This window comes from Lysinibacillus sp. FSL K6-0102, from assembly GCF_038003545.1.
Lineage (GTDB): Bacteria > Bacillota > Bacilli > Bacillales_A > Planococcaceae > Lysinibacillus > Lysinibacillus capsici.
Map to the genome: position 1 here is coordinate 2,746,660 of NZ_JBBOPH010000001.1, position 22,504 is coordinate 2,769,163.

General features: G+C 32.5%; 33 protein-coding genes and 1 pseudogene. 13 read left to right on the forward strand and 21 right to left on the reverse strand.

The genetic code is table 11. From position 1 onward, the window contains the following. Window positions 1–8: 8 nt before the first annotated feature. From NYE73_RS13945 to NYE73_RS13985, 9 genes are all read right to left on the reverse strand, one after another. The gene (locus NYE73_RS13945; RefSeq protein ID WP_259950342.1) at window positions 9–188 is read right to left on the reverse strand and encodes a hypothetical protein; all 180 of its coding nucleotides are present in this window, start codon (window positions 186–188) and stop codon (window positions 9–11) included. Beyond that, window positions 185–904, reverse strand: coding sequence for an ERF family protein (locus NYE73_RS13950; protein ID WP_259950344.1), 720 nt, complete (start codon window positions 902–904; stop codon window positions 185–187). The genes NYE73_RS13945 and NYE73_RS13950 overlap by 4 nt, the downstream gene beginning before the upstream one ends. A gap of 103 nt (window positions 905–1,007) precedes the next feature. Then, entirely contained in the window at window positions 1,008–1,166 is a 159-nt protein-coding gene (locus tag NYE73_RS13955) for a hypothetical protein (RefSeq protein WP_259950346.1), read from the reverse strand. 193 nt (window positions 1,167–1,359) lie between these two features. Beyond that, window positions 1,360–1,494 carry a hypothetical protein gene (locus tag NYE73_RS13960; protein ID WP_259950349.1) on the reverse strand — a complete coding sequence of 45 codons (135 nt, stop codon included), beginning with the start codon at window positions 1,492–1,494 and terminating at the stop codon, window positions 1,360–1,362. Window positions 1,495–1,554: 60 nt separating this feature from the next. Beyond that, window positions 1,555–1,830 (reverse strand): hypothetical protein, encoded by a 276-nt coding sequence (locus NYE73_RS13965; RefSeq protein WP_259950351.1) that lies wholly within the window; start codon window positions 1,828–1,830, stop codon window positions 1,555–1,557. Continuing rightward, window positions 1,818–2,096 (reverse strand): helix-turn-helix domain-containing protein, encoded by a 279-nt coding sequence (locus NYE73_RS13970; protein WP_237898078.1) that lies wholly within the window; start codon window positions 2,094–2,096, stop codon window positions 1,818–1,820. Before NYE73_RS13970 ends, NYE73_RS13965 begins: the two co-directional genes overlap by 13 nt. A gap of 133 nt (window positions 2,097–2,229) precedes the next feature. Beyond that, window positions 2,230–2,538, reverse strand: coding sequence for a hypothetical protein (locus NYE73_RS13975; RefSeq protein ID WP_257522303.1), 309 nt, complete (start codon window positions 2,536–2,538; stop codon window positions 2,230–2,232). Continuing rightward, window positions 2,535–3,272 (reverse strand): Rha family transcriptional regulator, encoded by a 738-nt coding sequence (locus NYE73_RS13980; protein ID WP_259950355.1) that lies wholly within the window; start codon window positions 3,270–3,272, stop codon window positions 2,535–2,537. Before NYE73_RS13980 ends, NYE73_RS13975 begins: the two co-directional genes overlap by 4 nt. A gap of 96 nt (window positions 3,273–3,368) precedes the next feature. Further along, a complete protein-coding gene (locus tag NYE73_RS13985; RefSeq protein ID WP_259950357.1) occupies window positions 3,369–3,593 on the reverse strand; it encodes a helix-turn-helix domain-containing protein in 225 nt (74 codons plus the stop codon). A 166-nt stretch (window positions 3,594–3,759) separates the two neighbouring features. On the opposite strand from NYE73_RS13985, the gene NYE73_RS13990 reads away from it, so the two are divergent. The 8 genes from NYE73_RS13990 to NYE73_RS14025 all read left to right on the forward strand — a co-directional run bounded on the left by NYE73_RS13990 (window position 3,760) and on the right by NYE73_RS14025 (window position 10,804). Further along, window positions 3,760–4,122: a helix-turn-helix domain-containing protein gene (locus NYE73_RS13990; RefSeq protein WP_259950359.1), complete on the forward strand. Its 363-nt coding sequence runs from the start codon at window positions 3,760–3,762 to the stop codon at window positions 4,120–4,122. Between the two features lie 415 nt (window positions 4,123–4,537). Continuing rightward, window positions 4,538–5,578, forward strand: coding sequence for a ParA family protein (locus NYE73_RS13995; RefSeq protein WP_259950361.1), 1,041 nt, complete (start codon window positions 4,538–4,540; stop codon window positions 5,576–5,578). Continuing rightward, the gene (locus tag NYE73_RS14000) at window positions 5,559–5,981 is read left to right on the forward strand and encodes a hypothetical protein (protein WP_259950363.1); all 423 of its coding nucleotides are present in this window, start codon (window positions 5,559–5,561) and stop codon (window positions 5,979–5,981) included. The genes NYE73_RS13995 and NYE73_RS14000 overlap by 20 nt, the downstream gene beginning before the upstream one ends. Then, window positions 5,978–6,727 carry a hypothetical protein gene (locus NYE73_RS14005; RefSeq protein ID WP_259950365.1) on the forward strand — a complete coding sequence of 250 codons (750 nt, stop codon included), beginning with the start codon at window positions 5,978–5,980 and terminating at the stop codon, window positions 6,725–6,727. Before NYE73_RS14000 ends, NYE73_RS14005 begins: the two co-directional genes overlap by 4 nt. 506 nt (window positions 6,728–7,233) lie before the next feature. Continuing rightward, window positions 7,234–8,292, forward strand: a complete 1,059-nt coding sequence (locus tag NYE73_RS14010) for a DUF4236 domain-containing protein (protein ID WP_259950367.1) — start codon at window positions 7,234–7,236, stop codon at window positions 8,290–8,292. After that, window positions 8,289–8,900 carry an excalibur calcium-binding domain-containing protein gene (locus NYE73_RS14015; protein ID WP_311198632.1) on the forward strand — a complete coding sequence of 204 codons (612 nt, stop codon included), beginning with the start codon at window positions 8,289–8,291 and terminating at the stop codon, window positions 8,898–8,900. Before NYE73_RS14010 ends, NYE73_RS14015 begins: the two co-directional genes overlap by 4 nt. Before the next feature lie 97 nt (window positions 8,901–8,997). After that, complete coding sequence (locus NYE73_RS14020; protein WP_259950369.1) at window positions 8,998–9,498, forward strand: ImmA/IrrE family metallo-endopeptidase; 501 nt, start codon at window positions 8,998–9,000, stop codon at window positions 9,496–9,498. Window positions 9,499–9,634: 136 nt separating this feature from the next. Then, window positions 9,635–10,804, forward strand: a complete 1,170-nt coding sequence (locus tag NYE73_RS14025; RefSeq protein WP_257522311.1) for a tyrosine-type recombinase/integrase — start codon at window positions 9,635–9,637, stop codon at window positions 10,802–10,804. 287 nt (window positions 10,805–11,091) lie between these two features. Here NYE73_RS14025 and NYE73_RS14030 read toward each other — a convergent pair. The 6 genes and pseudogenes from NYE73_RS14030 to NYE73_RS14055 all read right to left on the reverse strand — a co-directional run bounded on the left by NYE73_RS14030 (window position 11,092) and on the right by NYE73_RS14055 (window position 17,419). Then, window positions 11,092–11,531, reverse strand: a pseudogene (locus NYE73_RS14030) (NUDIX hydrolase). 437 nt (window positions 11,532–11,968) lie between these two features. Further along, the gene (locus tag NYE73_RS14035) at window positions 11,969–12,928 is read right to left on the reverse strand and encodes a DUF2268 domain-containing protein (RefSeq protein WP_259950372.1); all 960 of its coding nucleotides are present in this window, start codon (window positions 12,926–12,928) and stop codon (window positions 11,969–11,971) included. A 780-nt stretch (window positions 12,929–13,708) separates the two neighbouring features. After that, the gene (locus tag NYE73_RS14040) at window positions 13,709–14,521 is read right to left on the reverse strand and encodes an aminoglycoside adenylyltransferase domain-containing protein (RefSeq protein ID WP_259950373.1); all 813 of its coding nucleotides are present in this window, start codon (window positions 14,519–14,521) and stop codon (window positions 13,709–13,711) included. Window positions 14,522–14,970: 449 nt separating this feature from the next. Next, on the reverse strand, window positions 14,971–15,792 hold the full coding sequence (locus tag NYE73_RS14045) for a DUF2785 domain-containing protein (RefSeq protein ID WP_259950374.1): 822 nt from the start codon (window positions 15,790–15,792) through the stop codon (window positions 14,971–14,973). A gap of 61 nt (window positions 15,793–15,853) precedes the next feature. After that, window positions 15,854–16,513, reverse strand: coding sequence for a hypothetical protein (locus NYE73_RS14050; RefSeq protein ID WP_156181900.1), 660 nt, complete (start codon window positions 16,511–16,513; stop codon window positions 15,854–15,856). A gap of 306 nt (window positions 16,514–16,819) precedes the next feature. Further along, the gene (locus NYE73_RS14055) at window positions 16,820–17,419 is read right to left on the reverse strand and encodes an undecaprenyl-diphosphatase (protein ID WP_259950375.1); all 600 of its coding nucleotides are present in this window, start codon (window positions 17,417–17,419) and stop codon (window positions 16,820–16,822) included. A 282-nt stretch (window positions 17,420–17,701) separates the two neighbouring features. On the opposite strand from NYE73_RS14055, the gene NYE73_RS14060 reads away from it, so the two are divergent. Then, window positions 17,702–17,905 carry a hypothetical protein gene (locus NYE73_RS14060; RefSeq protein ID WP_231595622.1) on the forward strand — a complete coding sequence of 68 codons (204 nt, stop codon included), beginning with the start codon at window positions 17,702–17,704 and terminating at the stop codon, window positions 17,903–17,905. Window positions 17,906–17,926: 21 nt separating this feature from the next. On the opposite strand, the gene NYE73_RS14065 is transcribed toward NYE73_RS14060, so the two are convergent. Further along, window positions 17,927–18,175, reverse strand: coding sequence for a hypothetical protein (locus NYE73_RS14065; RefSeq protein ID WP_054550260.1), 249 nt, complete (start codon window positions 18,173–18,175; stop codon window positions 17,927–17,929). A gap of 184 nt (window positions 18,176–18,359) precedes the next feature. Between NYE73_RS14065 and NYE73_RS14070 the strand changes: the two genes are divergently transcribed. Further along, on the forward strand, window positions 18,360–18,557 hold the full coding sequence (locus NYE73_RS14070) for a hypothetical protein (RefSeq protein ID WP_054550261.1): 198 nt from the start codon (window positions 18,360–18,362) through the stop codon (window positions 18,555–18,557). A gap of 215 nt (window positions 18,558–18,772) precedes the next feature. On the opposite strand, the gene NYE73_RS14075 is transcribed toward NYE73_RS14070, so the two are convergent. Then, complete coding sequence (locus tag NYE73_RS14075; protein WP_259950376.1) at window positions 18,773–19,093, reverse strand: DUF1827 family protein; 321 nt, start codon at window positions 19,091–19,093, stop codon at window positions 18,773–18,775. Window positions 19,094–19,396: 303 nt separating this feature from the next. Between NYE73_RS14075 and NYE73_RS14080 the strand changes: the two genes are divergently transcribed. Continuing rightward, window positions 19,397–19,732, forward strand: a complete 336-nt coding sequence (locus NYE73_RS14080; protein WP_054550262.1) for a hypothetical protein — start codon at window positions 19,397–19,399, stop codon at window positions 19,730–19,732. 282 nt (window positions 19,733–20,014) lie between these two features. Here the strand turns inward: NYE73_RS14080 and NYE73_RS14085 are convergent, their stop codons facing one another. The 4 genes from NYE73_RS14085 to NYE73_RS14100 form a co-directional block, all read right to left on the reverse strand. Further along, a complete protein-coding gene (locus tag NYE73_RS14085; protein WP_066037316.1) occupies window positions 20,015–20,404 on the reverse strand; it encodes a VOC family protein in 390 nt (129 codons plus the stop codon). A 16-nt stretch (window positions 20,405–20,420) separates the two neighbouring features. Next, a complete protein-coding gene (locus NYE73_RS14090) occupies window positions 20,421–20,567 on the reverse strand; it encodes a hypothetical protein (protein ID WP_340815563.1) in 147 nt (48 codons plus the stop codon). A 70-nt stretch (window positions 20,568–20,637) separates the two neighbouring features. Then, entirely contained in the window at window positions 20,638–21,042 is a 405-nt protein-coding gene (locus NYE73_RS14095) for a helix-turn-helix domain-containing protein (RefSeq protein WP_053075698.1), read from the reverse strand. A gap of 12 nt (window positions 21,043–21,054) precedes the next feature. Beyond that, complete coding sequence (locus tag NYE73_RS14100; RefSeq protein ID WP_054550265.1) at window positions 21,055–21,402, reverse strand: hypothetical protein; 348 nt, start codon at window positions 21,400–21,402, stop codon at window positions 21,055–21,057. Between the two features lie 192 nt (window positions 21,403–21,594). Here NYE73_RS14100 and NYE73_RS14105 point away from each other — a divergent pair, with 192 nt between their 5' ends. Further along, window positions 21,595–22,224, forward strand: coding sequence for a TetR/AcrR family transcriptional regulator (locus NYE73_RS14105; RefSeq protein WP_066037315.1), 630 nt, complete (start codon window positions 21,595–21,597; stop codon window positions 22,222–22,224). Between the two features lie 28 nt (window positions 22,225–22,252). Continuing rightward, on the forward strand, window positions 22,253–22,417 hold the full coding sequence (locus tag NYE73_RS14110; RefSeq protein ID WP_066037314.1) for a DUF2197 domain-containing protein: 165 nt from the start codon (window positions 22,253–22,255) through the stop codon (window positions 22,415–22,417). Window positions 22,418–22,504 lie beyond the last annotated feature (87 nt).

The following is a 22,504-nucleotide window of genomic DNA, read 5'->3' on the forward strand; positions in this document are numbered from 1 at the left end:
TGCCCTCCTTATAAAAATCCATCTGTTCGCTTACAAATGGCAAAACTGCCTTTGATTTCGATCAACTTGTAATCAGGGTAGCCCTGCCATATGTACCGGCGTACAAGGCGATATACTTCCTTTTCATCACCTGCCGCCTGTTCAAAAATCCATTGTGGCAACAACACTCTGTGCGGTACAGAATTCATTGAGGCACTTGCATCTTGATAGCACGTAAATATTGAATTAAGCTATCTGCTTCTTTCATTGTTAATAAATCCGAATTCTTATCAGGGATTTTGCATCTCTGCATAGCACCGTTATAAACTGTGTTAGGATCGGAACCATATGCTGTGGCAACTTCACTCAACAATTTTGCTATTTCATTGAATTGTTCCTGAGTCCTTAAACCTGTTTGATTTGGTTGATTTCTTTGTTGCTGTAGCTGACCACTGTTACTTGGCTGTTTCGGAGGAGCTTGATTCATATATTGATAATCGTTTCCGCTCGCTCCATTTGCATCATCATCCTTCTCTGTAGCAAGCCCTAACATAGCCGACAAGCTATAGCGCTTCATGTAAGTAATCTGACCACCGAAATCTTGCATGCTATTGGCTGCTGGAAATTTGAGTGGATAAGATTTCACATATTCTCCTGATTCGTGCAGGAATATGGTTTCTACACAAGCCATTGTTAAATTGCCTTCAACGGTTGTATAGCTGTTCTGAATGATAGATAAATGATTTTGAACAAATATAGGTCTGACAGCATCTAAAATGCCATTGAGATCTGTGTATTCAAACGTATATGAACCGCCATTTTTGGTACGGACATTTACTTTTGCATTATGTTTTGGTGTTTGAATAGTTGCCCATGCTTTAGCTAATGCTGCCGAAATATTTACATTACTCTCGGAAAAAAGCATATTCTTCCTCCTAGATAGTTGATTTTTTGAAGTCTTGGGCGTAAAATACAAAGTAACTATTATTTCGAATAATTTTTTAGACCACTGCCGCAAACAGTGGTTTTTACTTTGTATAGGCCTGTGAATAAATAGTGGAACGTTCTGCAAATTTCAACGTCACAACTTCTCCATCTTTAGCGACACCTTCAAGCCCTGTGTTCTTAACTTGTAAAAATCGAAATTCTTTCTGATCTGATAAACGCTTGAAGTAAACAATACGCATTTTAATCACCTACTTCCTGATGGAATCCCATCAAGCAGCCTATAACTGCAAAGCAATCCGTCAAGGGGAGGAACGGGTTATAGACTGCTTGACGAGAGCGAGTATCGTACTCGCAATCATCAAGTTTTGTGATATAATTATCGAGACTGATATAGTACTGCTGTTTAATCGCGCCAACGATTAAGCAGCTTTTTTATTGCCAGCAAGCAATAATGATTGGTACGCCAATAGCAACCATGACAATTCCGCATTTCACACAGTACTCCTTATGTTCTTGATCCCGGCCGTCATCTGGCATATACAAATAATTCACTAGCCATTTCACCATGCTGACCACCACTTCCCTACTGACACTAAGCGTTCTTGCAATGACAAATTACTCCATTTATTAACTTTTAATATTTTCATTAGCAAATTTCTTCACCACCTTTAGGGAAATACCTCGCCTACTAAAATTTTGAATTAACCCACCAAAATTTTTGTTATCTTGTAGCTGGACTTCTAAACGTCTGATAGCATGTTCTGCCTTTTTAATCCGCCAAGCACATTCAGCTGCTAAGTTGTATGTACCGTGCTGTCTATGAAATGCCATGGCTCCTTGTAAATCCTCAATGCATGCTTTCTTTGCCGCTATCTCTAGCTCCAATTTCTTTACATGATCCAATTGAAAATCCCTCCTCCTATAAACATTGGTACTGTCTGTAAAAACTGCACTGCTGCATCTGCGCTAAATAATGCCGCTACTACTGTGTCTTGAGAATTTGTAATAGCTGCTGCTCGAGCTAAAAATTTAGCTTCACAAGCAATGAGATTTTGCTCAATTCGACTAATCGTAGATTGCGTAGTATGCATAAGCTCCGCGAAGGCTTCCTGCGATAATTTTGCTTTCTTGCGGCACTTTCTGATTAACTCTCCAACATCTACATGCAATGAAATCACCTCCTTATGCAGAAAGTGCATATTATGCTTACCACGCATGGTTTCTCTATTAAGTTATCTTTATAGTTGAGATATGAGATTGTTTGCCCCAATCTCTTCTACATACCTGTCCGGGTAGTTGTTTTTAGTAATCTTTATTCAAAATTTCATCAAGTACTTTAGCTGTAGGTTCTGCTAACCAAACTCGTTTGTATCTTGAACCTAGTTGTCTTTGGTGCTCCCTAATTCGAGGATCGCAAAGAATATATTTTTCTAATGACGCTTTACTAAATCTAGTTTCTCGAACTAGATCATCGATATCCCAATACAGTGTTCGTTTCCTAATGGTGGCTTGTACTATTTGGTCGTACCTTTCTAATAGTTCTTTTTTAGTAAGACCAGCGTTCTCGAGTACCAATTGAGTAATATCTGTATCATTTTTAATCACAGTCACTTGGCACCACCTTCAACAAGTTTTAACGCTTGTTGGTTGTACGCGTTAATTTCCATTCTCAGCGTAGTAGATGGCTGCCACATGGAGATAAATTTGATACTTTCAGCAAAACGTGTTTTAGGAATTTCTCCATACCTCGGGACTTCAAAATGATTTTTGAAATCTCGCCAAAAAGCTGAAAATACTTGACGGCTTATTTTTTTGTAGGCATTCGATTCTTTGCCACCTAACGCGGCAATTACTACTTCTCGGCCACGTTTGCTGATTTGAGACTCTTGATTGCCATCTATACGCATCGTTTTATAGAGTGATTGAACCGTTTCTTTCACTTCGCTCACCTCGACCTTTAATGTTTCAATCTCTTCTGATGTCTCAAGTGATAGTCTCATCGAAGCTTTCAACTGCTCTCTTTCTGATAACGGCGTTGGATGAAGCTGTTCCTCCAACGCATTAAACGCATGGATGTACTTCAATTTAAACTCAAGTGACTTAGGGCCAGTGAAGCCCATTGCTAAGAGCGTAAAACCATCTCGATTCATGTAATACATTTTGTAAGTCTGCTTATTTTGCGGATGCTGATAAGAGCTTTCAAAGAATAAATTCTGGGTCTGCTCATTTTTGAGCAACCCTTCAATATCCCTTAAAACATTGCGATGCTCTTTGTTAAACGATTCCGCAATTTGTAAAGATGTTGTAACAGCTTGGCGGTTTTGAATAACGACTAATTGGTTCATGATAAAACCTCCTTTGTTAACTTATATACAAATTTATCGGCATGCATTGTTTGGCGATGCTACCGCTCCGTCACTTATCAAGACCAATACAACTTTTTAAATTGCTGTTTTAGAAATTTTTTGTTCAAAAAAATTTTCTTCACTACATCTAAGTATTGATGCTAATAATGGAAGTTGCTCTGCCTTAAATGCATAAACGCCATTTTCATACTTTAGGTAAGTAGATGCATTCTTCATTTTCATTGCATTTGCTGCTTCTTGAAGTGTCATATTTAGTTCTTGTCGGCGTTGCTTGATAAAGTCTAAACTAAACACTTTCACAATTATCACCTCACTATAAAATTGCTATTTTAGCAACTCCTTAAACATAATATAACATTGCTATTTTAGAAATTCAAGCATTTTATTTCTATTTTAGAAATTATTTTATTTCTAAAATGGAAACATGGTATATTTAGTAATATGACTCACTGAAAGCGGTGAAAATATGGATATTGGAAAAAAAATAATTTCATTGCGGGAAAAGCGAGGTTGGACTCAAAAGGAGCTAGCTAATCGAGTTAATCTTAATGTTAGTGTAATGAATAGAATTGAGTCTAACGAAAGGCCAATTAAAGATAACGAACTATTGAATCTAGCTAATGTATTAGACGTTAGCACCGATTATCTTCTTGGCCGTATAGACAATTCAACCCCTACAACAGAAGAAAAAGACAAAGCCGAGTTCGAGGCTTTCGCCAACAACCCTACCCTTGAAAAATGGTACAAGGAATTGCCTAAGTCGAAGGAAGAAGATTTAGAGAAACTGCGGAAGATGTGGGAGATTTTGAAGGATAATGGGGAGTTGTAATCGTTATTTGGAGAAAGCCAAATAAACGGTTTTTATTTTAAATTTTTTAAAAGTAACATAATAATATGCGCGAGAAGGACATATCACAAATATGTCCTTTAAAAGCACCATTATTGGAAGTATTAATCATTTATGTTTATATTTTTTTATTATTTTTATAGGTATATTTACGCAAGGATAATTAACTACAAATATAAAAGATTTAAAATTTTTTAATTTAAACTAAGGGCTTCTTCAGCATTTTTTGTATTTCAACTAACATCGCCTCAAGAGTGCCCTATAAAAAAATTTCATTATGTTAAAAACCAAAGATTAGAAGGAACTGTGTTTATATAACAGTTTTTTCTTATTAATTTTAAATAATTCTATAATTGTTAGATGACCTATTTATATAGTAAAATTAGGAGGAATATTTATGATACAAGTTGACAATGAAAAAGAACCTGCAAAAGTGATCTCTTTTATAAATTTAAAAGGTGGTGTTGGTAAAACATCAGCTGCAATTAATATAGCCGACGAATTATCTAAAGAGGGGAATCTAGTCCTAGTTGTAGATATGGATCCTCAGTTTAATGCAACACAAGCTCTCTTAGATCATCAATTCAGTCATCATAAATATTTTATAGATAATACACTTTTAGAAGAAGTTACAGCTCAATTTGAAAAAGAATTCAAAGAGTCCCTAGAGAATGAATCATTAGAAAAATTTGAAGAAAAAAAGTTATTTCAGAGTCAATTAAATTCTCAGTTGATATATAGTCACCTTAAATCGAAAAATTTAACAGTTAACACACTTTTCCAAAGTAATACTTTTGTTTCTGAAACAGAAACATCAGATTTAATTTATCGAATCAAGTCTAAACTACATTTGATGCCAGGGGATTTGGATCTATTTCAAACGCTACCAGGAGATACTTCTGGGAAACATAATATCTTAGAAGATCATTTCTCTGAACATAGCTTAAGAGACAAATATAATTATATAATTATTGATTGTCCACCCAACTGGACAATATTAACTCAAGCAAGTCTTTTTGCATCTGATTATTATATAATTCCTAGTAAAATCGATTTGTTTTCTAGTATAGGAATAGGTTTATTAGATAAATTAATAACATCTACTTTCTATAAAAAATCAGATATACATATTTTATATAAAATGTATCGAGAAAAGTTAAAAAAACAAAAAATTCAATCACTTGGAGTACTTTTTACTTTAACCCATGACATGACGATTTCTTGGAAATTAAAGGACAAATTAGTAAAAGAAATTTCTCAAGAATTTTTTGTAACCGAAATCCCCTATCAAGCATCTGTACCTTTAAAGTTTTCTTTATATGATGAAGGTGGAACAAAACATGATGCCTTAAAATATGCATTATCAAAAATTAAATCCGAAATTGAAGGAAAAATAGAGGATAAAATGAGGTACAATTATGAAAAAATCACTGAATAATAAATCCGATTTTATTGAGATATTTAAAATGATTAACAAAAATAAACTATCTATTGATCAAACAAAATCCCTATATTTAGGAGTAGTTTTTCAACTGATTATAGATAAAAAAGTTTTTACTAAAAATATTGATATTGATGATTTTATTAAAAAGATTTATGTCAGAGAATATAAAGAATACTTATTTAGCTCTAGACCATATCTTGCATCTAGGTTATTAAAAGATATAGAGAAAGAGACTGATTATAATCAACTAATTATGACTAGCAGAAATATAATCAATTATTTAGAGTCTACCGGAACTACAGAGGAACCACCAGAAAAAAACTCAAATAGAAAGAATCCAGCCAACAATATCGTTGGTTGGTATAATACGGTAAATAAAAATGAGGATGATAAATGACAAGCATAAATCAAATATTTCATCAAGAACTTCAGAAAATTGAAGATCTGCCAAATGTGAATATCAATTTTTATTTGCAACATAAAGAAAGAATACAAGATGTGTTTGGCTATATTTTTGTAATCAATCTATTTAAAAACAGAGTGGAAACAAAAAAGTATTATAAAAATAACTATAGTACAGTTTTTTCTTTACTCTTAGAAGCTTCATATGCTATAGTTTCGGGTCAGTGTCGTGGTGCACTGTTGTTATTAAGATCTGCTCAAGAGGCAAATTTTAGATATTCTTTGTTGTTAGAGAGAAAATTTATACTTGAACAAGATTCAAATCGTAAATTCAAAAAACTTGATTTTAGATTTTTATCAACCAAAAATTGCTTTATACAGGATATAGAACCTACCTTATGTAAGGAAAAATACTCACTCTACTACCAAACAATAGAACGTAACCTGACATGGTATAAAAAGTTATGTAGTGTTGTGCATTCACAAGGGAGCTCCCAACCTGTGTTAGATATAACATACCTATCAAGACTATCATCAGATACGATTATTAATAGTGATGAGTATTTCAAATTATTCACAAACACTCTATCAGATATATTCCTACTAAATTTTATTGTGATGAGAGATAGCCTGATACATTGGGATACTTATGAATTAAGAAATATCCTAAAAATTGCTTATGGAAAAAAGAAAACAGAAAGTCTTCTTAAGTTTATAAAACAGAATCATATTTCAAGATAGTTAGTCTATATTAACAAATATTTAGTACCCTACTTCCAATTACAATTTAGGTAAATGTGCAGGTGTTACGTTCACAAATGCTAACCGTGATAGTTTAGTTAATCGAAGCAATCTGAATCCCATGTAACAGAATACCGTTTCAATCAGGCTTTTTATTCAGCTATATGTAAATCATCTGTAATTGATAATACTTCATCCTTACTTAATAGTAATCGTAACAAAATTTGTTCCGTTAACAAGCATTGTACTCACTCCTTATTGATGTTTATTACTATTGTAAAGGATAGTTGCAAAAGTAGTAACTGCAGAACCAAATAATGTACCAACAAGGACATGCTGCTACGACATGTCCTTTATCAAAACCTTAAATTGTAAAATAAATACTATATTGTATATTATATATTTTTTTATTATATTTCTAGTTATATTAACTTACTATTTCGAATCAGTTTCTATGCATAAAGTTTTAGCATAACTAATTAAACTACATAAGGAGGCTTACGTAAATGGGATTTCGTTTTAGAAAAAGTGTCAAAATAGCTCCTGGTGTGAAAGTGAATTTTGGTAAAAGAGGTACTAGTTTAACTGTAGGAAATAGATATGCACGTACTACATTCGGGAATGGTAGACGGACAAATTCTATTTCCCTTCCTGGCACGGGGCTTTCCTACTCTACCTCACAAACGACCAAAAGAAAAAAACGACCACAGAGAGTCGCTTATGAGTCTACTAACGTTGTAGTACCTGACATATCACAAAACATACAAGAAGTCGAAAAACACAATGCATACATCGCTATGCTAACTTCTGTTCATTTAGAAGTAACAGATAATGTCGATTGGCACTTAGTTGCTACAGAGGACATATCGTACTTGTTAAATGAAGGTCCTAATGTAATATCTATTATGGATGAAATAGCTAACTACAAACCTACTTGGCGTGACAAACTTTTCAATCGTGTTGCGGCTAAGAAATTACTAATTGAAGAGCGCATACCCGAAGCTAAAGAATTAGATCTTACAATCCATCAAAAAAAGCAAAGGTTAAAAGATATTGCTCCTAGAATTTTGAATGGTGATAGCAATGTTTGGACTATCGCCTTAACTGATTATGCACCATTTGATGATATCGAAAGTTTTGGGAGCCATTTAAGTTTTGATATTCATGCCAATGAACTCATCGTGAATTTTACTGTCGGGAATGAGGATGTCTTGCCTAAAGAGACGTTGACTCTAACATCAACAAATAAAGTCTCTCGAAAGAAAATGGGTGTAACTAATTATTTGGCACTTTATCAAGATTATGTTTGCAGTTGTGTTATTCGAATTGCTAGAGAAGTATTTGCCATTCTCCCTACTGATTCTGTGCTTATCCATGTTTACGATTCTAGTCAAGCTGAACCATTACCAAGAATGGGCTGTATACTTTCAACACGTGTAAATAGAAGAGAACTAGAGTATTTAGACTTTGAAAATATAGACTGCTCTGATACCGTCGAAACATTTGAACATAATATGAAATATCTTAAAACAAAAGGGTTCAAGCTAGTGGAGGAATTAAGATGAATGGTTGCTTATTGTTGATTTTAGCTATAATTGCATTGGTAGTATTAATAAAATACCCTTTATTTATTATAGGTGTTGTTTTAATTCTATGGGGACTACGTGAATACAAAATTAATAAACATCTTAAAGCAAAATCTAAAGTAATACCCGCTATTATTATATTTGGTTGTATATTATCCCTTTCTGGATGCGTCCTAACTATTAATGGAGCACAAGAAGAAGAACGTCAAGCGGAATTAAAAAAACAAGAAGAATTAAAGAACCAACAAGAACTAGAGCGCAAGAAAGAACAAGAAAAGCAAGAGGAATTAGAGCGTCAGAAAGAATTAGAAAGAAAAGCCGAATTAAAACGTCAAGAAGAATTAGAAAGACAAGCCGAATTAGAACGTCAAGAAGAAGCTAAAAAACAAGAAGAGTTAAAACAACAGCAAGAAGCCGAAGCTGCAGTGCAACAATCTAACTCACAGCAACAAAACACACCACAAAAAGAGTACTATCGAAATTGTACAGAGTTGAGAAAAGTTTATCCAAATGGTGTAGGTTCTGATCATCCTGCTTATGCTTCAAAGCATGATCGTGATAATGATAATTGGGCTTGTGAACGTTAAAATATCCTATTAAAACCCTACTTCCAAATAGTAGGGTTTTGTTATACAACAAAAATAGAACATACGTTCTATATAGTCATTTTAGAGGTTGATTTACATGCACTATACACATCTTGAAGATTATGTCCAACAGTTCTACACTCGCTTGGGCATTACAGACCCTACCCTGCTGAATGTTGAAGAAGTGGCTTTTAGAATGGGATTGAAAGTTTTTTATTGGCAAGATAAGAGTCAGGCCTTATTTATTAATGGGCGGCATTATATTTTTCTTAATGAAAATCAGTCGCCACAGCAACAATGGCAAGACTTTTGCCATGAGCTATCACATGTCCTATTACATACAGGTGATCAATTTCATATGTATCCCCTATTTCGTGAATATCAGGAATTCAAGGCCAACAATTTTATGTACCACGCTTGTATTCCTACTTTTATGTTGGAGGCTTTGTCAATAGACGATCATACACCACAAACAATTATGAAAGTAATGCAAATTTTTAACGTAGAATATAATTTTGCTTTCAGGAGATTAACACAATATAACAATAAGCAGATTATGCAGAGGTTGCATAATATGGCCTGTCTAAATATGAGATGATGAATATAGGACAGTTCATAAGTGAGTTTAATATAGGTTATCTGCTTCAAATTACTGTGGAAGGAGTGATGTTCTAATTGTCCTTAAACTCTAATCAATGTACCTGTCCGGGTCAGTTAGATAGGAAGTGGACGATATGGTTAGAAAGAAACTTAATAGTACAAAAAAGGAAAATATTTATTGGTATTATGATTCAAACAAGAAGAAGAAATTTGCCTACCGTTACAAATTTTATGACCATACTGGAGTACGTAGAGAAAAAACGAGACAAAACTTTAACTCTAGTATCGAAGCTGAAAAAGCATTAACAGCATTAAAGGCTACTGTTTTAAATGGTGGAGAAAAAATAATATTTAATGAAAACATGACAATTGCTCAATGGGTAGATATTTATTTTGATCGTAAAAAATCAAAGTGGAAAGGTACCTCCCCTAAAACTTATCGTAACGTAATTGAAATTTACATTAAACCTTATATTGGTAGATATAAGCTATCTCGACTGTCCAAAAGTTTATACCAATCTGAATTTATTGATAAATTATCTTTAATAGCTGCTCCAAAAAGCATTCAAATGTATCATAATTTTTTCATTGGATGCATTAATGCTGCTGTAGAAGATGATATTTTGGATAAAAACCGCATTGCGAAAGCTGAATTACCTAGGATAGAAAAAATTAATAATGATGAAGTCGAGGGCAATTATTTAACTCCGACTGAGCTAGAATACTTACTTAAATGTGTAAAGCAATCTTGTGATATTTCTAGATATACTTTAATTTCTATTCTAGCAGCTACTGGTATGAGACGTGGCGAAGCTGGAGGTTTACGTTGGTCCGATATAGATTTTAAGAATAATCTAATTTACATCAATCGTACTCGTGATTTTTATGGGGAGCGCTCGGCCAAAACACTAAACAGTATTCGCTGTATTGATATGACAGAGGTACTAAGTAAACAATTAGATCGTTATAGAAAATGGTGTATCGAAAGAAAATTAATTTTCGGGATTCAACATAGCGAGGATGATCTTGTCTTTATAAGTAAAACATGCAAGCCTCTTAATCAAAATGCAGCTAGATTAACGCTAATCTTAATGCATGAATTATATGACGTTAAACTCATTTCTCCTCATGGTTTACGACACACATTTGCTACCATCTCAATTGCATCCGGTACACCGCCAACAACGATTGCCAAAATCCTTGGTATGACTACTTCTACACTTTTAAAAACCTACGCCCATTCGTTTGCAGATCGAGAGAAAAGAGCAATGCAAGTTCTAAGTGAAATAGTCAATTTCGATTAAAACACTATTTTTCATTTAAAATGGGGCACTTTTTGGGGCACCAATGCGGTTAGCCCCTCCCCAACCCTTGATAATCAAAGGGTTTATAAAAAAATAACTATAAGCATAACTTATGACCTTGGTTTCTATCCTGATGTTTTTAATTTTTTGATGTGCATAATATCAAGGTTTTGTATTAATGAGGGTTTCTATACCTGTCTAACGAAGTGTATCTAAGTGTATTTAACTGGGGTACAGATTGCGGTACGCATGCTCAACAATCGCTCCCTATTATGGAAAATGTATAACTAATATTTCACCTGCAAATTATCTTGTAGTATTTTTTCTGCAAGTTTAATGTTTTCTTTTAGAAATAAAGGTAGTTCCGTATGTGCAAGAACCTCTGATGTAGTCATCCAAATAACATCATCCACTTCTTCAGTACTTTTAGCGTAAGGTTCTCCAGATTTATGATGACATAGGAAAACTATATCGATTACATTTATCCCTGATTCTGTCACGAAGAGGAGCTATTTACATATTTAATGCCTGTAATTTCGCTACCTACTTCTTCAAAAACTTCTCGTTTTAATGTTCTTTCCAGAATATCAGACGAATCACCTTCAATTTCACACTTTCCTCCTACTAATGAGAGACTTCCACCAGCATGCTCCTCCTTTTCACTTCTGCGGATTAAAAGCCATTTCTCATTGCGACGAATTGCCCCTTCTACATTTACTACAAACATAAAATACCCCCTGAAATTTATACTTTATCCATAAACACTTGGCCCATTTCATTTCGTAGACGTATCTTTTTCTGCAGAAATGCGCCCGGTTATAAAACCTTCAAACAATATCCCATTAATCATATAACATACCAATTATTAACACAACGACTCCTGCACTTTAATTCGAACTAATAATAAACTAACTTTTTTGATTATTCACAATATGAATTCTCTAAATTTCTCCAAAAACCTTATTCAACAATCTGGTCCTTTTCATGAAGAAAGACGCTTTCCTAATTTCAGAAAAGTGCCCGATTGTTGAAGATCGTTTTTGAACTAAAGCACCTGGTTAGTTCAATAAGAAAAAAAGAGCTGCATACGCAACTCAATTATTTTTAACTAATTCTTAACATATATTTACCCCTAGAATATATGTCAATTCATTCATAGATTTGTTATTGATAGTTTTCAAGATAGTTTCCTTTTTCAAAAATTTCTTTTGCACTTAAGGCTGTCCATTCCTCTGGTGTTTTATCAGGATTTAAGTCAAGATAGGATTTTACCATCTTGTAGCCTTCACTATAGCCGTAAGATATCGGCAACCCTTTTCCGCCATTTAAAATTTCTAAGCTACGATTACTGTCATAATTTTTTAAATCAGGTTTAACTTTAGACCACAAAACCTTGTTGTAAGTCGAGTAAATCGGAGTATAGTCGTAGTCAGGATATACAGATTTTTCAAACATGACCGCTTTTCCTTCAAAAACCATATTATCCAAAACAGAAAACTTGTCCCCATTGTCATGCTTTTCCGCCCAAACACTGTGATGGTATTCGTGGGCAACGATTGACTTTAAAGCATCCCCCAAAACATTTAGATTAAGTGGGATAATAATTTTGCCCGCTCCTACTGCGAATGCCCTCCTATTATTGGTAGAGGAAGGGAATACACAAACTGCTACATCACTTTGAGAGGGTAGGAGGTCAGCTGATTTCAAAAGGGATTCTTGTATAAGTTGATTGATTTCTGCTTTACGAGTCCCCATTTTTTCACTTACCACTTCTATTTCTGTTAACCCATTAGGAATCGTATTAAGAAGATTTTCTGCCATATGAAGGTATTCTCCATTTTCAAAACAATCTTGATATATGGGTTGAATAATCTCATTATTATACAGTTCCAAGGTTTCCGAGGTTGAAAGATTCGGATTATCTTTGACCTTTTCAATATACGGATAAAACAGTTGATTGGCATAAATGATTTTGTATTTTTGTTTGGTTTGAGGGTGCTCAAATGAGAACACCATTTCTTTGTCAATTATTTTTTGCTCTTTTTCTGTTTGTGTACAAGAAGTAAGGGCTAAACATGAAATTAATAGAATAAACACAACAAAAATGTTTAGATATTTTTTCAAAAAAATCCTCCTTATGTAAAAAAGACTATTCGTAAATAACATTACCATATTTTAGTCTTTTTTCACCTATTAATTCTTGAACTAAACTGCCCCGTTAGTTTAAGTGAAAAGCTTCAATATCTTTTACTCAATAATTCAACAATAATGTCCAATTTTATTGAAAACGTTTATCAACAATCTAGCCCGATTGTTGAATAAGAAAATATCATACTTGGATAAGATTTATAATCAAACTTATTATAAATTATCGAACTTTGTATTATATAATCAATCTTTTTTATAAAACTACATAGGGAATATTTAGGTTACCGTCCAAAATTGTATAATTGAAATAATTAAATAACAGCGTATTTGTAATGGGAAAACCCCAATACTAGTCTTGAACTGCTCCTCCAAATGTTAGATGTGTCTAACATTTGGGGAGCAGTTCACTCTAACTTTTGGGGTGCAGCACCGTGTCTAACATTTGGGGTGCAGTTCATCTTAGAACAAGGGAATGATTTATTTTTATACATATTATTCTTAACAAAACAAGTAAACTGGCGCATTGCCTTATCTCTAAAAAAATATAGACCTGCCATGTATGTCATGCTCCGAACTAATTTGCTCGGCGCAGGTCGGTCTGTCTTTCCCTAATAATTAGTAATTTATAAATGCCAAGGGAGGAAAACCTTACCGCACCGTCCTGCCTCCCATTTTACAAGATAAATTTTTGAATACCTAATGTGTAACATATATAACGTTTGTAACATGTATCACATTTAAACATTGATTTGTTTATTATTTTTCAATATTATTGCAAGCATCAAGTATGTAATTCATGAATTGGATAGTATCATCAATACGTTGTTTTTTAGATTTATAATAACGTATGTTCAATCCTTCTCTAATACTAATAGCTTCTTTTATAAGGTTATGCCATCTTTCTGGTATATGATTGATTGCATATTTACTAGCATCTACCTTTGAAACAATATCGCATTCTCTAAGTGTATAAAATTGACGTAACATCCCTGTAATAGACCACTCTACTTCCATATCGACAAATTTATTTGGTAACAGAAGAGCTATGGTCTTATATTTTTTTATTGTCTTCAATCGATTTAACCAATAGGTATTCATATTTTCTAAAACATATTCAATTAATATACTTTCATCAACATTAAAAACTAATGTGGTAACATCTGAACCCTTTATAGTGATTCCTTTGTTTTTTAAAATCCACCAAGTAATAGGGTTAGTACAATCATTACTCCATTTTGTTTTACCTTCATTTACGTATAAACAATTCTTTATCTCAGATTGTTTCTTACCAAAATCTTTATCTAGTAAATAACACCCATCCATTATTGTTTTCTTATATTTTTGATTTAGTTTTTCATGAAGATCAGATATTATTTTCACATCTGATTCAGTTAGGGATCGATTTACAACAGCAATAAAGTCAATATCACTAGAACCTTCTATGTAAGCATGAAGAGCAATTGAACCATGTAAATATAATGCATCCAGTGTATTAGGAATTTGATTTTCAAATAACGATAAATATTCATTTAAAAAACTTTGAACTTGGATAGGAACTTTAGAATCCACAGAAACTCTCCTTTTAATTCTAATCAAACACTTATATTACTAAATAAATAATATAATTCCTATTTTTGATAAGGATTATTAATAGAAATTCCATTTGCCACTAAAAAAAGAGGACATAGAGCCCTCCCTTTCTTACGCCAACATCTGATAAACAATACTATTTTTTAATTCTTCGAATGCTCGTTGCTGATAAAGCCATATGTTGGCCTATTCACCGTTGCAAATTGCCATCTAACATCCAGTTCAACACTTGGACCTCTCTATCACCAGTAACTCTTACGATTAGATTTTGTACCTCTAAAAGCTTCTTCTCATATTCTGCAACATGTTTTTATGCAGAGGTTGCATAATCTGAAGATGATGAGTGATAGGGACAGGTCATAAGTGATAGCTACCAAGAGAGTAATTTCATTATGAAGATATTCTTTTTTTATTCGACACTTTTTAAATTAAGAATAGTATACTTTTTCTACTTTATATAATGTCTGCTCGATAGTCGAGCAGAGAACGGCATCCACTTTGTAAAATTTAACTCGAAAGTATAAACTTTTCAAAAAGTTCTTTATATTATTTTTTTGCTTAAAGGCAGGAAGAAATTCTGAATTTTTCTCCACATCACCAAAACTTTGAATCCATTGCTCTACACAAATCTGACTAAGTATTTTTCTATTTAAAACACTAATTATGGAGTTGACCATTCTCTCATCTTCCCCATCGGAGTAAATTCGCTCTGTTATAGTCATCTTTTCGTAAACCAAATCGAGGATAGTTAAGAGGTCGCTTTTATCCAGTTCGGAACATTGAGCCAAATCATCTAAAGCATCTGCTGCATGGGCTATGGCATGAGCCCAGCCTTTTTCTTCATCATACCCACGGTAATCTCGCTCTTCTTGTACATTGTAAAATACTTTCTCTTTTATGTGATGAATTTGCTCTCTTGAGAGAAATGGTGATTCTCTATGCCTCGTTAAGAGGAGCGGTATGACTAGCATGGAGAAAGACCGAGTGAAGACAGAGTCTGTATTTGTTTCACCAAGCTTAAAAAGCAAATGGTTTTTATCCAAAACAACCGGTAAAAGTTGTTCTAGTTCGTTTGCGGTGAGAGATTTATCAGGAATCCAGTGTGATAAGGTTGTATAAATTAGCTCATCACGTAGTTGGGCATCCAAAGAGCCAATGTTATTTATCATTTCTAGTATCAACTGAAATCTATCGGGAGGTGCTTGGTACCCATTTTCTTTTATTAATATCAACTTTTCTTTTAAATTCATTTTACACGCTCCTATTAGAAAAATTTGTTTGAAATCAACCCTTTATTGATTAGTAAAGTATTCAACTCACGCCTTTTCTTAATTCGCTCAGTTTTTCTACAATAAAATCATTCAAATCTTTTAGTAATTTATTTGAATCATTTATGTAATACTTATTATGCCATCGGAACGTTTCTTCTAGTTCATTTAAATTACCTATCGAATCTAAACTATTAATTATTATTTCGACATTCCGATTAACTGTATGTTCGTAACCATTAATTTGGTCTGATAAAATTCCGATGTAAATATTTTTTATAATTAAAGTATTTAAACAAATTGTTAATTCATTTCGCAGTTTTTCGAGTTTCAGATTGTTTTCGACCAAATCCCTTTTAGCCATATCATAAATTCCGTCATCTTTACGTTTTAAAGAAAATCTATCCTCATATGTGTTAATTAAGATTTGGTGTGTTTTAGTAATTCTGAAATTATCCATTATTTTTTTGTAGATTTGAGTAGATTTTATAATTTCATGGTTCAACTCCTCTGCTTTGGTAAGGATTAATGCAATGTAATCTCTATCCCTTGCCTGCTTATCTTGTTTTTTTAACGAATCCTCCACTGATTTTTTGTTTGCTTCGATAATGAAATAAGTAGTTACAATTACTCCTACCATTCCTATTATCCCACCCACTATACTACCTATAAGTCCATTATCAACATTTAATCCATCGATCATTATTGTATCAATTACGAATGATGTCCCTAAAATTAGGACAACAAAAAATATGATTCCAATAAAAATGTTTTAAATTTTATCTGACATTATTTAACCTCCCACTAAATCATAATCTGAGAGATAATAAATTGGAACAATTTTCTACAAATTCCACTTTCAAAACATCACCAAACCCTGCCATCTCAACTCATACCGTTTTGGCTGTTTGATGCTGTTTTCAAAGCAAAAGAAAAAGTCACACCTGTTTTAAAGTGTACCCTTTGTAAAGGGTACACTTTAATTTTAGACGTGACCTTTAATATTGTTTTACATTAGATTTGTTTTATGGAATTTTCTTCTAATTACTTTTTCAATGGATTCATATTTGGTAATTCCATTTTGTATTAGTGTTAATTTCGGAAGTGTAAAGTAAATTATTATTGCAGAAGTAATTCCAATAAGAGCACCTACCATTACATCTAATGGATAATGAACTCCTACCCAAATTCGTGAAATTCCGACTAATATAGCAAGCAAAATCCATAGAATCCATTTTCCTTTTTTAAATAACCAAAAGGACATACAGAATGAAAAAAATAATATGGTATGATCGCTTGGAAATGAATTATTTATTGCTTTTTCTATCAACTGATTTGTATTCGAAAGGACAGCAAATGGTTGGTGATTAAAATGTAATAACCCTGCAAATTTCCCTATAATTTCAGCCAAAACGAAAGCTATGCTTGCGCACATGAGCATTATTTTATTTTCTCTATCTTTGGTAAACCAGAACAGAATAACAAAAATAGCTAAGAAAATAACTGTGTATTCAGCAATAATAATCATTGGTAAATTGAAGAATTGAAATTCTTTTCCTAAACTATTAAGCATTCTAAATAAATCATTATTTATTTCTAATATATTCAAGACATTCTCTCCTTTATAGCTTATAAAGCTATGTTAAGAAAAAATGTATCTTTAAACCATCGTAAAAGGTGACAATTAATTGCTTAAGCTAACATTATTGTCACTTTGATTTGAAAGCCTTTATGATTAGTTGTATCAATTGCTCGTTTCTGACATACACGTACAAGTGAACGTGTTTATTTTACATATTCATAATGTATATTGACTCAATCTGAATAGTGAAATATTTACCAATTTATGTTATCCTTATATAAATTATTAGGAAGCCTCGGGGGTTGTTTTGTGTTGAAAATACATTCTACAAATAGATATATCATATTTATTTTTGGCATTACTTTGATGATAACTGGATTAGGAAGATTATCTGGTTTCTTTGAATATGATTCAGTTATTCCAAATCAATCTGTTGCACTACTATACATATCTATGGGCGTTTCTGTAATGTTCATTTCTTACTTTGTTAAACCCAAAAAAGAAAAAAGTTAAAAGTTTACCATTCCAGATCTTTCAAGCATGTTCCTCATATTGTGTAGTTAGAAACTGTAAACAACCATCCTTGAAATATCTCTTTAATTCTCTTTTCCTAACAACCATTTCTTTATTGTTATTTACTAATCTTACATACTTACTATTCTTTGTTAGCATGAAAGTATAACTTTCGTCTGTTTCTCCTTTAAAACCTATGATATAGGTTCTGCGATACTCTAATTTGTTAGGTAGCCAACCCAGTTTATGCCGTAACATAAATGGTTTCATAAAACATACCCCTTTATTATAAATTCATATAATTTACTGACAGCCCATATTGACTTTTGTACTTCTTCCATCAACCTCAAATACTCCTATTGTGCAATAATCAAACCGAACCATATTTTCAAATATTACCTAATCATGTTATCCTTTTGTAAGTTATTACCTAAATATCAGGAGTTGTTATAAAATGAAAACACATTCTAAAATTGGACATATCATATTTGTTTTAGGCATCTTATCGCTTTCAATCGGATCAGCGAGATTAACAGGTGCCCTAGAATACAATTCATTTATTTCAAATAAATCTGTTGCAATACTATTCATTGCTATAGGGGTTTCTGTTATGTTCATTTCATTCTTTGTAAAACCTCTAAAAGTTAAATAACTTTACAGAACAATATCTTTTAAATATCTAATTCCAATTGACCTGTTATCTCTTGTACATGATCATTCCAAGCAAGTTGATAATTACTTGCTAACAGAGTTAGCTGGAACAAATTTAAAAGCCTCTAACAGTCGAAGGGATAGTTGCAAACTACGTTTTAAAAAGACCATTAACGATATAACCAGTACTCATATTATTTTATAAGTGACCTGACTTTACTGAGAAAGTAAATTAATATCTTTATTCCGAATATGAACAACTCCTGTATTACTAACTTTTATATTCACTTCTGTAATGCCTCTTTTTAATATATGTTCTATTGCATATCTAATCTCCCATTCTTTAACCTGACCAAGATCATTTGAAATACTAGCATGGCTGGATTTCTTATTTTCACTATGAATAATGACTGTCCCTTCACATTCATATACCTTTACAACACCACCCATAAAACCAGAAGCAATAGTTACAACATCAACTCTTTCCTTTGTTATATCTCGAAATGCTTTAGTTGGAAAATTATATATTTTCGCCATTTTGACCTCTCCTTCTACGGAACGTTTGTTTGTATTTATATTAGAACAAACATTCGCTCTTTAGCAAGGAGAAATTTATGAAAATATAAAAAGTATGTTATATAGATTTTTTTGAGATTAACGCTTATTCTATGTACAAATTAATCTGCTAATTATTGATAGTTCTTTAACCACTCATAATGCATGTGTAACACCTACTTTTTAATCAATTTCAAAACCAATAGTCACCATTCGTTGCTATAAATACCAATATATGTTTAAATGTAAATTACTAGGGGATTATACTAGAATGGAGGAATAATAATGGTAAAAACAATTAAAGGTCGCATTTTTGGTTTTGCTCTACTTTCAGCTTTACTTGTTTCATTTTTCATCTATCCATCAGGTAATGTTTCAGCAGCCGAAATCAACGTTGTTCAAAACTCTACTAGTATAGACAATGTTAGTCCAGCTGCTGTGTATACTAAATATGTCACAGTTAATACAAGAACTTCAACGTTTCCACCTGGACAAATTTATCATGTTGAATGGGATGGAGATTTTAAATACGCAGGATACCTAACAAGATTTGATTATGCTTACGATCCTGATGCAGGTATTTACTTTGCAACATATAAAGGAAATATTACAATTCAATAAAATCGAATAAACACCTAATCCCCTAGAGTTTTAATAAAGCATAAATAAGCATTTCTGGTCACTTTTAATAGAAGTGACCTTTTTCTTTCGATTAATCCTCGGTTAACTTAATTAATTGTCTATCTTCTCCTCGCTAGTACGCTTTTAATGTCATGTAAAATTTGATTAATTTATCATCAATCTTGAATTGTTTGTCGTTTATCACTTTGTACAATGCATATTCAGCTGCTATTGACTCCCCACTTTCTTTCCAGTAGTCCAAAGAGCAATTTTCGCATTTTTTTAAGTAGTTTCTTTACAAATCATTAGTAAATTGCCATCTAAATCTTTGAACACAAAATAAAAATTATCCTGAATCTCTGTAACTAGTTCAACATTATTTTCTTTCATAAATTGATATGAAGCTTCAATATCATCGGTCAAAAGCTGAATTGATGGAACTTGGTAAGTGGTAATATCACCATCTTCTTTTCTCCACTTTGGCATGGAATCTAAAATTAATCCAGCGGTACCTTTCATGGGTACCACGAATAAATGTCCAAAATATTCTTCTCCCCCTTCCAAACCAAGTATTTTTCTGTACCATTCTTTTGCTTTCTCTAGGTTACGAACTGGAACAAATACACCGCCGATTCTGTTTTTTATTGGTGATTTATAGTCATGGCTAGTCACAAATACATCCTCCTTACTAATTTATTTCTACTTCTATTTCAACGTGATATTCTACTATTCCTTCTTGCACACCTTCTCGATAAGTTGAAGAAACAACACTTTTAGAAATAACTAAATAGAAGAGCTTAAAATATTGTTTCTCACCTACAGACGTTCGTTTCAAACGTTCAATTAGAACGTCAAACAGCTTTAATTATTGGTACATTCTTTTTCTTTATTTTCTAAACACATCGTTAAAACCAGCAATTTTCTTCTTTATTTTTCTCTAAAAGGTGCTTTATTTTATTATCTATATTTAATAAAACCTGTTTAATTTGTTTAAGCTGATGTTCTCTTTGTAACATCTGCTCATACTTTTCTTGGAATATAACTTTTATTTCAAGTAGATTTTGTATTTCTTCTTTTGTCAGTTTTTTATTTTGATCAATATTTCCCGACCAATCAAAAAGCATTTTGATTTCTTGGAGAGAAAATCCCGTTTGTTTAAGTTTAAGAATTGCTTCCACTGTATCAATGTCTTTCTTGTTATAATAGCGGTGCTTATTTTTAATTTCCGGTTGCAATAAATTCATTTTTTCATAATAACGAATAGTATCTTTACTAAGACCAGTACATATTGCAAATTCACCAATTTTCATTAAAATCTCCTTCTACAATATAAATTTATAAACCATTAGGGCAATTATACAATGGAAAATGAAACGAATGATATGATGGCTGAAAGTAATTCGTCCATTTGTTAACCTCCCTTCTATAACTGCTAGTATATGTAACAAGATAAATGCAATTATCAGTAATATAAATAACCAACCTTTGCTTGGTATCCATAATATTAAGAGAATACTAATTGATATGATAACAAATATGAATGTTCGTACTTCAAATCCAACTTCTTTCCATTTTTTTATCCCTGCCACTCCTATTAAAACGGCATATAACACAATTAGTATAGTTGTCAAAATTACCATCCCATCACTCCATTCTTTGATTTCATTCATCTTAAAAGATGGAGCCAACTCCATGTCAACAGATAAGAAATAGTTCCATTAAGCTCAAGTATCATAATCTTCCTCACGAAACGCCCTAGTCTAGCCCTTGACATTTCAAAGTAAAAGAAAAGCCTCCATTTAGGAACCTCTCTAAATGTTTTTTTAATCGCTTAATTAGTACAACCGTGCTAAAATAAATACATGAGTAAAAAAAATAAAACAACTAATCAAAAAGAAATGTCATTTATTGAAAAAGCTCGTAGAACTCAAATTGTGGAATGTGCTATTGAAACCATTGCAGAGGTGGGTTACGCTCAAGCTTCTTTAGGTCAAATTGCAAAACGTGCACAAATCAGTAAGGGGGTTATCTCCTATCACTTTGCAAGTAAGGGGGAATTGTTAGAGCAAGTAATTTATGATTACTATATGGCATGTCAAGCTTATACTGCTCCTCTAATCGAAAATCAAAAATCTCCTATAGATATGCTTAGCATTTATATTGAATCAAACCTTAGATTCATAGATGAAAATCGGCAACATGTATTTGCTGTCATTGAAATTGTTTCTAATGAAAGAACTGCTGATGGCAAACTTCGATTTGCGGCGGATCATGATGATACTATTTTTCTACCCATTGAAAACATACTTACACTAGGAATGCACGCGGGTGTCTTCCGAGAATTCACCAAATTGGCTTCAAGAGTAATGGCGTTAACGATACGAAATTCTATTGACGGATTCACTATTGAATTAATGAGAAATCCCCAGTTAAATGTTGAGGAATATACGAGAGAACTGATTACAATATTCGATAAATCAACTAAAAAGTAATATGTCAGAAAACTTGAGGAGGATAGCTATGCATTACTATGAGGTAATTTGTTCTAGTTGTAGAAATAAATTCAGAGTATACGAGGGGTCACTGAGATTTAGACAGTTAAAGGAAAGAACCGATAAGATTTTTCGTTGCGAAGAATGTTACAGCAAAATTCGTATGGATGCTATTAAAAATTTCTTTAGATAGCTCCTTCAGCCGATTTAGAGAATAATAAAAGGGATTACAAGTTAAATAAGTATAAAGCCCAGGCTCAAAATTAATGAGTATCTGGGC